15 protein-coding genes are annotated in these 14,245 nt (G+C 73.8%); 11 read left to right on the top strand and 4 right to left on the bottom strand.

The window, feature by feature from the left end; genetic code table 11:
* Positions 1 to 239: 239 nt before the first annotated feature.
* Both ACXVGS_RS08435 and ACXVGS_RS08430 read right to left on the bottom strand, forming a co-directional pair.
* The gene (locus ACXVGS_RS08435; RefSeq protein WP_141788447.1) at positions 240 to 524 is read right to left on the bottom strand and encodes an Lrp/AsnC family transcriptional regulator; all 285 of its coding nucleotides are present in this window, start codon (positions 522 to 524) and stop codon (positions 240 to 242) included.
* A gap of 9 nt (positions 525 to 533) precedes the next feature.
* Complete coding sequence (locus ACXVGS_RS08430; RefSeq protein WP_458531619.1) at positions 534 to 2,303, bottom strand: DEDD exonuclease domain-containing protein; 1,770 nt, start codon at positions 2,301 to 2,303, stop codon at positions 534 to 536.
* Between the two features lie 172 nt (positions 2,304 to 2,475).
* Here ACXVGS_RS08430 and ACXVGS_RS08425 point away from each other — a divergent pair, with 172 nt between their 5' ends.
* The 4 genes from ACXVGS_RS08425 to ACXVGS_RS08410 are packed head-to-tail and all read left to right on the top strand — an operon-like array spanning position 2,476 to position 5,884.
* Complete coding sequence (locus ACXVGS_RS08425) at positions 2,476 to 2,694, top strand: hypothetical protein (RefSeq protein WP_141788445.1); 219 nt, start codon at positions 2,476 to 2,478, stop codon at positions 2,692 to 2,694.
* 33 nt (positions 2,695 to 2,727) lie between these two features.
* The gene (locus ACXVGS_RS08420; protein WP_458536836.1) at positions 2,728 to 4,071 is read left to right on the top strand and encodes a hypothetical protein; all 1,344 of its coding nucleotides are present in this window, start codon (positions 2,728 to 2,730) and stop codon (positions 4,069 to 4,071) included.
* Positions 4,068 to 5,333 carry a M48 family metalloprotease gene (locus ACXVGS_RS08415; protein ID WP_458529191.1) on the top strand — a complete coding sequence of 422 codons (1,266 nt, stop codon included), beginning with the start codon at positions 4,068 to 4,070 and terminating at the stop codon, positions 5,331 to 5,333. Before ACXVGS_RS08420 ends, ACXVGS_RS08415 begins: the two co-directional genes overlap by 4 nt.
* Positions 5,334 to 5,344: 11 nt before the next feature.
* Complete coding sequence (locus tag ACXVGS_RS08410; RefSeq protein ID WP_458529190.1) at positions 5,345 to 5,884, top strand: NUDIX hydrolase; 540 nt, start codon at positions 5,345 to 5,347, stop codon at positions 5,882 to 5,884.
* Here the strand turns inward: ACXVGS_RS08410 and ACXVGS_RS08405 are convergent.
* Together ACXVGS_RS08405 and ACXVGS_RS08400 are read right to left on the bottom strand one after the other, a co-directional pair.
* Positions 5,779 to 7,113 (bottom strand): glycosyltransferase 87 family protein, encoded by a 1,335-nt coding sequence (locus ACXVGS_RS08405; RefSeq protein ID WP_458531617.1) that lies wholly within the window; start codon positions 7,111 to 7,113, stop codon positions 5,779 to 5,781. The genes ACXVGS_RS08410 and ACXVGS_RS08405 overlap by 106 nt on opposite strands.
* Before the next feature lie 16 nt (positions 7,114 to 7,129).
* Positions 7,130 to 8,929, bottom strand: a complete 1,800-nt coding sequence (locus ACXVGS_RS08400) for an AMP-dependent synthetase/ligase (RefSeq protein WP_458529188.1) — start codon at positions 8,927 to 8,929, stop codon at positions 7,130 to 7,132.
* Between the two features lie 93 nt (positions 8,930 to 9,022).
* Here ACXVGS_RS08400 and ACXVGS_RS08395 point away from each other — a divergent pair, with 93 nt between their 5' ends.
* The 7 genes from ACXVGS_RS08395 to ACXVGS_RS08365 are packed head-to-tail and all read left to right on the top strand — an operon-like array spanning position 9,023 to position 14,242.
* Entirely contained in the window at positions 9,023 to 9,409 is a 387-nt protein-coding gene (locus ACXVGS_RS08395) for a hypothetical protein (RefSeq protein WP_458529187.1), read from the top strand.
* A gap of 10 nt (positions 9,410 to 9,419) precedes the next feature.
* Complete coding sequence (locus ACXVGS_RS08390) at positions 9,420 to 9,863, top strand: SRPBCC family protein (RefSeq protein WP_458529186.1); 444 nt, start codon at positions 9,420 to 9,422, stop codon at positions 9,861 to 9,863.
* Positions 9,864 to 9,869: 6 nt separating this feature from the next.
* Positions 9,870 to 11,093, top strand: coding sequence for an ArsA family ATPase (locus tag ACXVGS_RS08385; RefSeq protein WP_458529185.1), 1,224 nt, complete (start codon positions 9,870 to 9,872; stop codon positions 11,091 to 11,093).
* Positions 11,090 to 11,620, top strand: a complete 531-nt coding sequence (locus ACXVGS_RS08380) for a hypothetical protein (protein WP_458531615.1) — start codon at positions 11,090 to 11,092, stop codon at positions 11,618 to 11,620. The genes ACXVGS_RS08385 and ACXVGS_RS08380 overlap by 4 nt, the downstream gene beginning before the upstream one ends.
* On the top strand, positions 11,617 to 12,567 hold the full coding sequence (locus ACXVGS_RS08375; protein WP_458529183.1) for an ROK family glucokinase: 951 nt from the start codon (positions 11,617 to 11,619) through the stop codon (positions 12,565 to 12,567). Before ACXVGS_RS08380 ends, ACXVGS_RS08375 begins: the two co-directional genes overlap by 4 nt.
* Positions 12,564 to 13,547 (top strand): ROK family glucokinase, encoded by a 984-nt coding sequence (locus ACXVGS_RS08370; RefSeq protein ID WP_458535838.1) that lies wholly within the window; start codon positions 12,564 to 12,566, stop codon positions 13,545 to 13,547. The genes ACXVGS_RS08375 and ACXVGS_RS08370 overlap by 4 nt, the downstream gene beginning before the upstream one ends.
* Positions 13,544 to 14,242: an endonuclease/exonuclease/phosphatase family protein gene (locus ACXVGS_RS08365; RefSeq protein WP_458529181.1), complete on the top strand. Its 699-nt coding sequence runs from the start codon at positions 13,544 to 13,546 to the stop codon at positions 14,240 to 14,242. The genes ACXVGS_RS08370 and ACXVGS_RS08365 overlap by 4 nt, the downstream gene beginning before the upstream one ends.
* The last annotated feature ends 3 nt before the right edge of the window (positions 14,243 to 14,245 follow it).

Genomic DNA, 14,245 nt, shown 5'->3' with positions numbered 1-14,245 from the left:
GGGATGGACCGGGCCGAGCGGGCGATCGACGAGGGCGCGGCGACCGAGGTCGTCGCGCGCTGGGTCGCGGCCACCCGCGACTGACCGTCGTACCTGGCGTCCGCACCGACCTGGGCGACGGGCGTACGCCACCGACCTACGCGACCGGCTTGCACGACCGACCTGCGCGACCGGCTTGCACGACCGACCTGCGCGACCCTCGCGGCGCCTCGCCCGCCGTCGTGCCTCGCGTGCCCGGCTCAGGCGTCGTCGAGGCCGAGGCTGAACGCTGCCTCGAGGTCGTGCCGGGAGTAGGTGCGGAACGCGATGTGCGTCTGGGTGCCGAGGACGCCCTGGACCTTGTTGAGCCGGTCGGCGATCACGTCGGCGAACTGCTCGTGCTGCTGCACACGGACCATGGCGATGAGGTCGACGTCCCCGGTGACGGAGTAGACCTCGCTCACGCCGTCGATCTCGGCGATGGCGGCGGCGACCTCGGGGATCCGGTCGACCTCGGCGTTGATCAGCACGATGGCGGAAATCACGGTGACACCCTAGCCCGCGGCGGACATCACCGCGGCCGGCGGCTGGTGCCGCAGCCCCGGACCGCCGGGCTCGTCGAACGGCACGACGTCGCGCGCGGCGGCGGCCAGCGGCTCGAGCCGGGCCCGGGCGGCGCCGGCGCCATGGGTTGGGCAGGTCCACTCGCCCTCGATGCTGACGATGCGCACCCCGGGCGACTCCAGCCAGCGCAGGACCTTCTCGGTCTCCTCCGGGTAGGCGGCGGGCGCCGGTGCGGGCCCGGGGGAGACGATCTCGGCGCTGGCCCTGAGTGCCTCGATGTAGGGCATCGGGTCGGCGCCGCGCGGGCTCACGGCCGTGCCGGCAAGCCGCCCGTGACGAACGCAGATGATCTCCCAGCCGCCGGCCTCCGCGCGGCGGGCGGCGACGACCTCGGCGCTGCGGGCCAGCGGCGCGATGCGCTGGGCCCGGGCGGCGGCCCGGACCAGGTGCAGCATCCGGTCTCGCACCTCCCCGGCATCTTCGAACCGCTCCTGGCTGGCCAGCACGTCCATGCGACGGTGCAGGGCGGCCACGACCTCGCGCGCGTCGCCGCCGATGACACTGGCCACGCGCTCGACGACCTGGGCGTAGGACTCGACGTCCTGGGCGCCGGTGCACGGGGCGCCGCAGCGGCCCATCTCGGAGAGCGCGCAGCCCGAGGAGGTGCCCCGCAGGCTGAGCCGCTTGGTGCACTGCCGCAGCGGCACGACCTCGTGGACCGCGGCGATCGCCGCCTCGGCGGCATGGCGCGAGGAGAAGGGCCCGACGTAGCGGGCCCCGTCGTCGCGCACCTCGCGCACGATGCTCAACCGGGGGAACGGCTCCACGGTCAGCTTGACCCACGGCGCGCGCTCGGGGTGGCGGGAGCGGCGGTTGTAGCGCGGCTTGTGCTCGGCGATGAGCCGCAGCTCGCGCACCTCGGCCTCCAGCGGCGTCTGGCACACCACCGGGGTGACGCTCTCGGCGATGCCGACCATCTCGGCCATGCGCGTGCGCTGCTCCGAGGCGGTGAAGTAGGTGCGCACCCGGGTGCGGATGTCGCGGGAGGTGCCGACGTAGAGCACCCGCCCCTTGCCGTCCTTGAACAGGTAGACCCCCGGGGAGTGCGGCAGGCCCTCGGCGAGGTGCCGCTTGCGCCGCTGCGCCGCGGACACCCGCGAGGAGAAGCTGCTCAGCTCCTCCAGGGTCAGCACCCCGAGGTTGCCGACCCGGGCGAGCAGGCCGTGCAGCACGTCGACCGTGGCCCGGGCGTCGTGCAGCGCCCGGTGGTCGGGGGTGGTGGCGGCGCCGAACAGCCGCGCCAGGGTGCCGAGCTTGCGGTCGCGTGCCTCGTCCTTGGTGACCAGCTGCCGCGCCAGGTGGGCGGTGTCGACGACGCGGAAGCCGGGCCACTCGTGGCCGGTCAGCGCCGCTGCGGCCTTGAGGAAGGACACGTCGAACGGAGCGTTGTGGGCGACGAGCACGCTGCCGCGGGCGAACTCGAGGAACGCAGGGATGGCCGTGTCGATGCGCGGGGAGTCGGCGACCATGCGGTCGGTGATGCCGGTGAGCAGGGAGATGAACGCCGGGATCGGCTCGCCGGGGTTGACCAGCGTCTGGAACTCCCCGAGCACCTCGCCGGCGCGGACCTTGACCGCGCCGATCTCGGTGATGTGCGCGCCGGCGGGGCTGCCACCGGTGGTCTCGAGGTCGACCACGACGAACGTCACCCCCGCCAAGGGGGTGCCGAGCTCGTCGAGTGTGCCCTGGACGCCCTGCATGGCAAGGACCGTATGCCGTGCCGCCGACAGGCCGTCGCGCGGCACGCGGTGACGGGGACCCGGCGCAGGTCGTGGCCCCACGGGCAGGGGCTGTCAGACCGGGCTCCTAGCGTGCTGGGCACGGGCAGGTCCGACCCTCGGGCCGCCGACCAGTGCAGGGAGGAGGCCAGCGATGATCGTCGACTGTGACACCTGTCCCGTCCGGGGCAGCCAGTGCGCCGACTGCGTCGTGACGGCCCTCACGGCCCCGTTGTCCGCCGACATGCCGCTGGACCGACAGGAGCAACGAGCGGTCTCCGCGCTCGTCGCCGCGGGTCTGGTCCGTGCCGACCGGGTGGCCGGGCTGCGGGCGCGGCGGGAGCCGTGGACAGGGGCACGGGCGGCGGTCTGACCGCGCACATCCGCGCCGCCTAGAGTGACGCCCGTGACCCGGGCCCCACGCTGGAGGACAGCGACGTACCTGACGCTGGCGGTCCTCCTCCTGGCGGCCGTCAGCGCCGTTGGTGTGTTCGCGACCGGGCTCGTGCAGCTGCCCGTCACCGCCGCGCGGCCGGCGGTGACCCGGTCCTCGACCGCCAACGCCGCGGCGCCGGCGTCGGTGGACGCCGACGCGGGCCGGGTGCAGGCGCTGCGTGACCTGCTGGACCAGCGGGCGGCCGCGGTCTCCGCCCGCAGCAAGGCGCGCTGGATGGCCACGGTCGACGACCCGCGCTCGGCCTTCGGCAGGCGGCAGGCCCAGGTCTTCGACAACCTCATGCGCCTGCCGCTGTCGCGCTTCCGGTTCGCCGACCCCGGCAACCAGCCGGCGCTGTCGCCCACCGGTGGGGCCAGGCTCGGTCCGGGGGCGTGGGTGGCCAAGGTCCAGGGGGAGTGGGAGCTCACCGGCTACGACCGCGGGCCGCGCACCTACGACGTCTTCCTGACCGTCGTGCACCGCGCCGCAGGGTGGCGGCTGGCCGACGACCGGGACGGTGGCACCCAGCTGCAGGTGTGGGACCTGCCCGGGATGCGGGTGCTGCGCGGTGCCACCTCGATCGTCATCGGCAACGCCCCGTCCGCCCGCATGGACGCCTACCGCGCGCAGGCCGACGGGGGAGTGGCCCGGGTCAACGCCTTCTGGGGCACCGGGTGGGCCCGACGGGTCGTCCTGGTCACCCCGTCGACACCGGCCGAGTTCGCGGCGCTGCTCAACCGTGAGCGCACCGGGCTGGACCAGGTGGCGGCGGTGACCGAGGGGCCGATCACCCGCGGGGAGCCGGCCCACGCGGACCGTGTGGTGGTCAACCCCGCGGCGTGGAACCGGCTGGCCGCCCTGGGGCGCCGGGTCGTGATCACCCACGAGCTGACCCACGTGGCGATCCGGTCGACCACCACCGGTCAGGTCCCGATCTGGCTGTCCGAGGGGACGGCCGACTACGTCGGCTACTCGGGCCTGGGCCTGCCGCGTCAGCGGGTCGCCGCCGAGCTGCTGACGCGGGTCCGGCAGGGCAAGGGCCCGACCCGCCTGCCGACGGCGGCCGACTTCGACCCGACGCGCAGCACGATCGCCCCCAGCTACTCGGCGGCGTGGCTGGCGTGCACGCGCATCGCCGACACGTGGGGGCAGGCCCGCCTGGTCGCGTTCTACCGCGCCGTGGCCCGCGCCACCGCCGGCGGCCGGGACCCTGACGCCGCGGCTGCCTCCGCCTTCCAGACCGTGCTCGCCACCACCGAGCAGCGGTTCACCCAGGACTGGCAGTCCTACCTGCGTGAGCTGGCCGCCGCATGAGCCGCCGCGCCCTCGCCGGCGGGGCTCTGACGGGCCTGGCGCTGCTGGGGGTGGGCGTCGCCGTGCTCACCCCCTGGCACCCCCTCGGCGCGGACGTGTCCGTGCGACCCGACGTCGCGAGCGCGTTCACCCCCGCGGAGGTGCAGCGCGCCGCGGCCTTCCGCACTGACCTCGGCGTCTGGCCCTATGTCGCGCTGATCCTGTCGGTGGCCGTCCCGTGGGTGGTGTTCGCGGTGCTGCTGCGCCGGCGTGACCGGAGCGCTCCCTCGGCGCCGCCGCGCCGGGCCTGGCCGGTGGTCGTGGCCACCGCCATCGTGGTGCTGGCGCTGCAGTGGCTGGTGGGCCTGCCCTCGGGCATCCACTCCGAGCAGGTGCTCCGCGACTACCACCTCTCGACGCAGACCTGGGCCGGGTGGCTGCGTGACGAGGCGGTCGGCTGGACGATGAACGCGGCGCTGACGGCCCTCGGCCTGCTCGTGGTCTGGTGGGTGGTGCGCCGCGCGCCGCGGCGCTGGCCGTGGCTGCTGGCCGCGGGCGCCGCCGTGGTGACCGTGCTGGGGTCGGTGCTGTACCCGCTCGTGGTCGAGCCGGCATACAACCACTTCACCCCGCTGCCCGACAGCGCGCTGACCCGATCGATCTCGGCGCTCGCCGCGCGAGACGGCATCGCCCACGTGCGCGTCGTCGTCTCCGATGCCAGCGCCCGGACCACCGGCGAGAACGCCCACGTCTCCGGCCTCGGCTCGACCCGCTGGGTCGTCCTGGACGACACCACGCTGTCCCGGGCCAGGCAGGACCCCGCCGCGGTGCTGGCGGTGGTCGCCCACGAGTTCGGCCACGTCAAGGCCCAGGACGTGCTCGTCGGCACGCTGCTCGGCGCCGTGGGCGCGGCCACCGGGGTGCTGGCGCTGGGGTGGCTGCTGACCGGTGCCCGCGCCAGGCGCTGGCTCGACCCACACGCTACCGGGCGGCGCTCAGTGGCCCGGGGCACCGCGCTCCTGCTCGCGGTCGTGGCCACCGCGCCGTGGCTCGGGGCGCCGGTGACCAACCTGGTCAGCCGTCAGCTCGAGGCTCGCGCCGACGTGCACTCCCTCGACCTGACCCGAGACGTGCCGGCGTTCGAGCGGATGCAGCACGATCTGGCCGTGACCAACCTCAGCCGGCTCGAGCCGACCTGGTGGCAGACGGCGCTGTTCGCCACCCACCCCGACCCCGCGTGGCGCATCGCCCAGGCCCGGGCATGGGAGCGGCTGCGCCACTAGGGTGCAGGGCCATGCCCACTCCCGCTGACGACGCCGACACCGCAGACACCGCCGTGGACGTCGAGGTGGTCCATCGCCGCGCCGTGCGCGTCGTGCTGCTCGACGAGCGCGACCACGTCCTCATGATCCACGGCTGCGACCCGCGCAACCCGCAGCGCACCTACTGGTACTCCCTCGGCGGCGGCGTCGAGGAGGGCGAGGACGTGCGCGAGGCAGCCGTCCGCGAGGTGTGGGAGGAGACCGGACTGCGGCTGCCGCCGGAGGAGCTCGTCGGACCGCTGCGCGAGGACTTCGTCGTCTTCCCCTTCGATGGCAGGCAGATCCACCAGCAGCAGGTGTTCTTCGGTGCCCGGACCACGCGCTTCGAGGCCGCGCCGGCGGCGTTCGAGGAGCTCGAGGAGCGCTCGACCATCACCATCGACTGGCTGCCGGGACGTGCGCTGGGTCAGGTCGCCGAGACGGTCTTCCCCGAGTTCCTGGCCGAGCTGGTCGAGGACCTCGTGGCCAGGGAGGCCGCCACCAGCGCCCCCACCAGCCAGAACTGGTTGTAGAACGCCTGCTTGTTGACCAGGTTGGCGACCAGCAGCATCAGCGCCAGCCAGCGCAGCAGCTCGGGCAGGTCGGGCTGGCGCCGCCACACGGTCCACATCACCGCTGCGAGCGTGCCGAACACCACCAGGCCGGTCAGGGCGAACGGCAGGGTGACCCCGAACTCGTTGAGCGCCAAGAGGTAGAGGGTGTTGGCGAACTTGATCGGGTGGAAGGTCACGAGCAGCGAGATCGTGTCGTGGACGAAGTCGGACGGGCCGGCGAGGAACCACGGGGCGATGAGGATCCCGGTCAGCGCGCCGGTGGCCACGCTGCGCTTCCAGCCGAACGGGCGCCACACGAGCAGGATCGGCAGCAGCAGCGCCAGGTGCTGCTTGCTGGCACAGGCCAGCGCCAGCGGCACGACGGCCCACCACGGGTGGCCCCGGCGCACCAGCACCGCCCACCACAGGATCCCGGCCAGCAGCAGCGGCTCGGTCCACGCCTGGTCGACCTGGGTGAGCGTGCCGGGGGCGAGCAGCAGCAGTGCCACCAGCGGCCCGGCGGCCCACAGCGCCCGTCGGCCGGCGAGGGTGCCCCGGCCCAGGGCCAGCATCCCCGCCGCCGCCACGAGGGTCCAGAACACCAGCGCCCAGCGCACGTCGCCGGCCAGCCACCGGCCGGGAGCCAGGAGCACCGCGGTCCACGGCAGGTAGGTGAACGCGTCCTTGATGCCCGGTGACCCGGTCCAGGTCATCGCGTACATGTTCTGACCGTGCGCCAGGCCGTCGCTGGCCTGCTGCAGGGTCACCCACACGTCGATCCGCGGCGCGGGGTCGTTCACGATGGCGATCACCGACCCGACCAGGTACGCCGTGACGGCGGCTCCCAGCGTCTGTGGTCCGGTGGCCGTGCCCGGCCGCTGCACGAGCACCGCGCACACGACCGCGCCGACGATGAACGCCCCGAGGGCCCAGCGCCGGCCGCCGGGGGACAGGTAGCTGAACAGCGGCACGTACGCGGTCACGAGGGCAGAGCCCAGCAACGCCAACGAGATCGAGCGCTGGGTCGCGGCCGGGACCGCCGGTCGGCGCCACAGCCAGGCGGCCAGCGCGAGCGTGACCAGCGTCAGGGTCACCACGATCGCGACCTTGAACCGGACCACGCTCCACTGCAGGACGGCGAAGTACGCCACCCAGGCCAGCGCCACGGCATACGGCAGGGACCGGGCGGCCCCGGTGCGGGAGAGCATGCCTAGACCGTAGAGGTCACTCCCGTGCGCCGGAGTAGAGGGCCTCGACCTGGTCGCCGAAGTCCTTCATGACGATGTTGCGCTTGAGCTTCAGCGACGGGGTGAGGTAGCCGTTCTCCTCGGTGAAGTCGCCCGGCAGCACGGTGAACTTGCGGATGGACTCCGCCTTGGAGACCGCCTTGTTGGCGCTGTCGACGGCGCGCTGGATCTCGGCGCGGATCGTCTCGTTCGCGGGGGCGTCCTCCATGGACAGGCCCTCGAGACCGTTGTTCTTCGCCCACTGCGGCAGCATCTCGGCGTCGAGGGTGATCAGTGCCGCGATGAACGGCTTCTGGTCGCCGACGACGATGCACTGCGAGATGAGCGGATGGGCGCGCAGCCGGTCCTCGAGCACCGCCGGGGCGACGTTCTTGCCGCCGGCGGTGACGAGCAGCTCCTTCTTGCGGCCGGTGATCTTGAGGAAGCCGTCGTCGTCGAGCTCGCCGATGTCGCCGGTGTGGAACCAGCGGTCCTGCAGCGCCTCGGCCGTGGCCTGCCCGTTGTTGTGGTAGCCGGCGAAGACGTTGATGCCCTTGACGAGCACCTCGCCGTCGTCGGCGATGCGGATCGAGATACCGGGCAGCGGGGCGCCGACGGTGCCGATCTTGATCAGCTCGGGGGTGTTGACGGTGGCCGGGGCCGTGGTCTCGGTCAGCCCGTAGCCCTCGAGGACGGTCAGCCCGATGCCGCGGTAGAAGTGGCCGAGGCGGGTGCCGAGCGGCGCGCCGCCCGACACGGCATACAGGACCTTGCCGCCCATGGCGGCCCGCAGCTTGCTGTAGACGAGCCGGTCGAAGACGAAGTGCTGCAGCCGCAGGCCGATGCCGGGGCCGCCCTCGTCCTGGGCCTTGCTCCACGCGACCGCGGCCTCGGCGGCGGCGTGGAAGATCCTGCCCTTGCCCTCGGCGGTGGCCTTCTGCTCGGAGGAGTTGTAGATCTTCTCGAAGACGCGGGGCACGGAGAGGATGAACGTCGGCTGGAACGTGCCGAAGTCCGCCAGCAGGTTCTTGATGTCGGCCGAGTGCCCCATGCGGGCGCCGGAGGCGACGCACAGCACCTCGATGAACCGGGCGAAGACGTGGGCCAGCGGCAGGAACAGCAGCGTCGAGGCGCCCTCGACGGCCACGACCGAGCCGAGCCGCTCGACGGTGTTCTCCGCCAGCGCCATGAAGTTGTCGTGGGTGAGCTGGCAGCCCTTGGGGCGGCCGGTGGTGCCCGAGGTGTAGATGATGGTGGCAGTGTCGGCCCGGTTGACCTTCGCACGGCGCGCGTCGAGGTCGGCGCTGGTGACCGACTCACCCTGGCGGGCGAGGGTGTCGAGGTCGCCGGCGTCGATCTGCCAGACATGGGCCAGCGAGGGCAGCTGGTCGCGCACCTCGGTGAGGGTGGCCGCGTGGGCCGGGGTCTCCAGGATGATGCCGGTGGCCCCGGAGTCGGACAGGATCCAGTTCACCTGCTCGGGGGAGGAGGTCTCGTAGATCGGGACGGCCACGGCGCCGGCGGTCCACACGGCGAAGTCGGACAGGGTCCACTCGTAGCGGGTCTTGCTCATGATCGCGACGCGGTCGCCGACGCCGATGCCGGCGGCCATGAGGCCCTTGGCCAGGGCCCGCACCTCGCGCAGGAAGCGCTCGTTGCTGACATCCACCCAGGCGTCGCCCTCGCGCCGGGAGAACGCGATCGCCCCCGGGCGCTCCGCGCCGTTGCGCGCCGGGAGGTCCGAGAGGTTGCCCTCCGTCCGAGCCGGGACGAGCGGGGGTACGGCGATGTCCTTCACGCGGCCTCCTCAGCCAAAGTCTCAAGCACGCACCGGCACCTTACCGACCGGTCACTTCGGTCGCCCCATCGTGAATGTCACACTTGTGCGGCGATGCTCCTCACCGATATCCCCCTGCTGCGTTCCGCGGTGCGTGCCTGCCCCGTCGACATCGTCGACGAGACCTACATCCACGTCCCGCCGGAGGCGCTCTCGGCGCTCGTCGCCGACTCCGTGAACCACCGGCAGTGGTGGCCGCACCTGTCCCTGCACACCACCCGCGACCGGGGGGTCAAGGGACAGCGGTGGGCCGTCGTCGGGCGGATCACCGGGACGATGGAGATCTGGCTCGAGCCGTTCCGTGACGGGGTGATCCTCCACCACTACGTGCGCGGCCACGCGACCGGGTGGCGCCGCCGCTCGGAGGCTGGCCGGCACACGCTGCGCTGGAAGCGCGTGGTGACGAGGCTCAAGGACTCCCTGGAGGGGCGGGCGCTGTAGCCTTCGGGCCATGGCCGAGCGCACTGAGTCCAGCATCGACATCGCCGCCACGCCGGGCGCGGTCCTCGACGTCATCGCCGACTTCGACAGCTACCCCTCCTGGGCCGGTGAGGTGAAGAAGGTCGCCGTGCTGTCCGAGGACGGCGACGGCTGGGCCGACCAGGTCGAGTTCACCCTCGATGCCGGGGCCATCAAGGACACCTACGTCCTCGACTACGACTGGGACGTCACCGAGGACGGCACCGGCGTGGTGTCGTGGTCGCTGGTGACCGCCCAGGTGCTCAAGGCCATGAACGGCTCCTACACCCTGCACAGTGACGGGAACGGCACGACCGTGACCTACCGCCTGGCCGTGGACGTCAAGATCCCCATGCTGGGCATGCTCAAGCGCAAGGCCGAGAAGGTCATCATCGACACCGCGCTCAAGGAGCTCAAGAAGCGCGTCGAGTCGTAGCCGGCCATGCGCGTCCTCCTTTTCACCGGCAAGGGCGGTGTCGGCAAGACGACCACGGCGGCCGCGACCGCGGTGCACGCCGCCCGACAGGGCATCAAGACCCTCGTCATGTCCACCGACGCGGCGCACTCCCTCGGCGACGCCCTCGACGTGGACCTGACCCCGCGGGAGTCCTCCGGCGAGTGCCTCGTCGAGGTCGAGCCGGGCCTGGCCGCCCTGCAGGTCAGCGCCCCGCACGCCATGCGCCGCTCGTGGCGCTCGGTGCAGGACTACCTGCTCGGGGTGCTCGCCACGGTCGGGGTCGACGCCGTCGTGGCCGAGGAGCTGACCTCCCTGCCGGGTGCCGAGGAGGTCGTCGCGCTGCTCGAGCTGCGCGCGCAGGTCGAGTCCGGGCGCTTCGACCTGGTCGTCGTCGACTGCGCCCCGACTGCCGAGGCGCTGCGCCTGCTCGCCCTGCCGGAGGCCCTGTCCTGGCACCTCGAGCGGCTGCTGCCGGCCCAGCGCGGGCTGCTGCGCTCGCTGCGCCCGGCCGCCGCGGCCGCGGCCGGGCTCCCCGTGCCCGGGGCGGACGTGGTCGGTGCCGTCGGCCGGTGGCTGCAGCACCTGCGCGACGTGCAGGACATCCTGCGCGCCGCGACCACGAGCGTCCGGCTGGTGACGACCCCCGAGCGGGTCGTCATCGCCGAGTCCCGCCGCACCCTGACGTCGCTGTCCCTCTACGGCTTCACCGTCGACCAGGTCGTGGTCAACCGGGTCTTCCCCCAGACGGCCGGGGACGCCGACCCGTGGCGCGCCTCGTGGAACCGCGCCCAGGAGCGGGGCCTGGCGGAGGTGCGCGAGTCGTTCGAGCCGCTGCCGGTGGTGGTCACCCCTTACCTGGCCGAGGAGCCCATCGGCGTCGACGCGCTGGCCGACCTGGCGCTGGCGCGGCAGGGCGACCCCGGTGCCGCGTCCGCCGAGTCGCTGCTGGCGCCGGCCGCACACCGGGGGATGAGCCTGGACCGCGACGGCACGGCATACGTCCTGCGTCTTCCCCTGCCCCTGGTGACCGCGGCCGAGGTGGACCTCAAGCGGCGCGGAGACGAGCTGCTGGTCGCCGTCAGCGACCACCGCCGGGTGCTGTCCCTGCCCAGCGTGTTGCGTCGCTGCGTCGTGACCGGCGCCGGCGTGCGCGACGGGGCGCTGCACGTGCGGTTCGTGCCCGACGAGAAGGTGTGGCCCCAGCAATGACCGACCCGAGCACCGGCCGCGAGCAGGCGGCACCCCCCGTGGGCAGCGTCGCCGAGGAGGCGGCGCGCCTCGTGGAGGCGTTCGCCGCGTGGTCGGGCACGCACGCCGCAGCCGGCCGTGCGGCCGGCGAGGACGACGAGCCGGGCGATGACGAGCCGTATGCCGGCCGTGTCCGCCGGGGGGATGCGAGCGGGAGCGCGCAGGGCGAGGGCGCGGCTGACGCCGCCGGCGAGGGGCGGCAGTGCCCGACCTGTGGCGCGCAGGCCGGGGTCGGCAAGGCGGCCTCGTGCGGGGTGTGCCCGATCTGCCAGGGCATCGCCTGGCTGCGCACGGTCCGGCCGGAGACGCTGGACCGCCTGGCCGACCTGGCCGGTGCGCTCACGGACACGCTGCGTGAGGTGGCCCGCGACGCTGCCCGGGGCCGCCCGCAGGGTGGGACGACGGGCGGTGCCCACCACGCTGGCGCTAGCGTCCAGGACATCCCCGTTGCGGACGACGACATCATCGAGAAGAGGGCTGGGCAGTGAGCGCCACCATCGGGCTGGACATCGGCGGCACCAAGATCGCGGGCGGCCTGGTGTCCCCGACCGGCACGATCCTCGCGCGGGGGCGGCGCGTCACCCCGGCGCACGACCCCGACCGGATCGCGGTGGAGGTGGCCGACCTCGTCCGTGAGCTCTCGGACGGCGCCGACGTCAGCGGTGTGGGCGTGGCGTGCGCCGGCTTCATCGACGCCACCGGCTCGACCGTGCTGTTCGCCCCGAACCTCGCCTGGCGGGACGAGCCGCTCAAGCGCCGGCTCCAGGCCACCATCGACCTGCCGGTCATCATCGACAACGACGCCAACGCCGCCGCGTGGGGCGAGTTCCGGTTCGGCGCCGCCCGCGACGTGGACGACATGGTGCTGATCACCGTCGGCACGGGCATCGGCGGTGGCGTGGTCACCGGCGGCCACCTGCTGCGGGGGGCCTACGGCATCGCCGCCGAGCTCGGCCACATGCGCGTCGTGCCCGACGGCATCCGCTGCGGCTGCGGCAACCGCGGCTGCTGGGAGATGTACGCCAGCGGTAACGCCCTCGTCCGCGAGGCGCGCGAGCTGGTCCGCTCCGGCACCCCGCACGCCGCCCGGCTGTCCGAGCTGTGCGCCGCAGACCCGGACAAGCTCTCCGGCCACGACATCACCTCGGCCGCCGCGCAGGGCGACCCGGCTGCCGTGGAGCTGCTCGCCGACCTCGGCCGCTGGATCGGTGAGGGCGCCGCGTCCGTCACCGCGATCCTGGACCCCGAGCTGATCGTGCTCGGCGGGGGTGTCGCCGACGCCGGGGCACTGTTGCTCGACCCGGCCCAGGCGGCGTTCCGGCGCCAGCTCACCGGCCGCGGCCACCGCCCCGAGGCGCGGTTCGCGGTGGCCAGCCTGGGCAACGACGCCGGGATCATCGGCGCCGCAGCGCTCGTCGCGGAAGCCGTGGGGTGAGCGCCCCGCTGGCGATCGGCGTCGACATCGGCGGCACCAAGGTCGCCGGTGGGGTCGTCGACGCCGACGGTGTGGTGCTGCAGCGAGCCCGGCGGGTCACGCCGCACCGCTCCACCGCGCCGGCCGTCGTCGAGGACACGATCGTCGAGGTGGTCGAGGAGCTCACCGCAGCGGCGGGCGGGCACGAGGCCGTGTGCGCCGTCGGCATCGGCGCCGCCGGGTTCGTCTCGGCCGACCGCGCGACGGTGGTGTTCGCCCCGCACCTGTCGTGGCGGCAGGAGCCGCTGCGGCAGGCACTGCAGGCCCGGGTGGCGCACCCGATCTTCGTCGACAACGACGCCAACACCGCAGCCTGGGCGGAGTGGCGCTTCGGTGCCGGCCAGGGCGAGACGCACCTGATGATGGTCACGCTCGGCACCGGCATCGGCGGGGCGATCCTGGTCGACGGTCACGTCCAGCGAGGGCGCTTCGGCATCGCCGGGGAGTTCGGCCACATGCAGGTCGTGCCCGGCGGCCACCGCTGCGAGTGCGGCAACCGCGGCTGCTGGGAGCAGTACGCCAGCGGCAACGCCCTCGTTCGGGAGGCCCGCTCGCTCGCGACGGCGCAGTCCCCGCTGGCGACCGACCTGCTGGCGCGGGTGGGTGGCCGGCCGGCCGACCTCACGGGTCCGGTCATCACCGACGCCGCCCGTGAGGGCGACCCCACCTCCCGCGAGCTGCTCGCCGAGATCGGGACCTGGCTGGGGGTCGGCATCGCCAACCTCGCCGCCGCGTTCGACCCGGGCACCTTCGTCATCGGCGGCGGCGTCAGCGCCGCCGGCGACCTGCTGCTGGCCCCCGCGCGGGAGGCTTTCCGGCGCACCCTGACCGGCCGCGGATACCGGCCCGAGGCGCGCATCGTGGCGGCCCGGCTGGGCAACGAGGCCGGGCTGATCGGTGCCGCCGACCTGGCCCGGGCCGAGGTAGAGGGGCTGGCGTGACCCGCGCGGCCCTGCGGGTCGCGACCTGGAACGTGCACGACCTCAAGGACGACGTCGAGGCTGCCGTGCGCGTGGTGCGGGCGGTCGACCCGGACGTGCTCTGCCTGCAGGAGGTGCCCCGGCGCCCGTTCTCGGGGCGTCGCGTCGCCGGCTTCGCGCAGCGGTGCGGGCTGTCCTTCGCCGGCCGGCACCGGGGCAGTGGTGGCACGACCGTCCTGACCCGGGCGTCGCTGGACCTGCACGACAGCAGGCACGAGGGCCTGCCCGTGGCACCGCTGCAGCGTGAGCGCGGGTATGCCGTGGCCCAGGTCGCGCTGCCCGGTCACCGCCCGCTCACCGTGGCCAGCATCCACCTCGGCCTCGACCCGGTGGAGCGGGAGCACCACCTGCTGCAGGTGCTCTCGGACGTCGGGCCCTCCGAGGCGCTGGTCGTGGCCGGCGACCTCAACGAGGTCTCCACCGGCCGGGCGTGGAGAGCCCTGGCCTCCCGGCTGCCGCAGGTGTCGCCGGACCGGCCGACCTTCTCGGCACGGCACCCGCGGATGGCGATCGACGCGGTGTTCGCCTCGTTGCCGGCGCTCCCGGACGACCCCGTCCCGGCGCCGGACCCGCCCGACCTCATCCGCGCAAGCGACCATCTGCCGATGTGGGCCGACCTCGATGTCAGCCGGCTCGCCACCGTCCGCCGCGACTGACCC

The organism is Oryzihumus sp., assembly GCF_054325275.1.
This window is presented reverse-complemented; position numbering and strand designations above follow the sequence as displayed.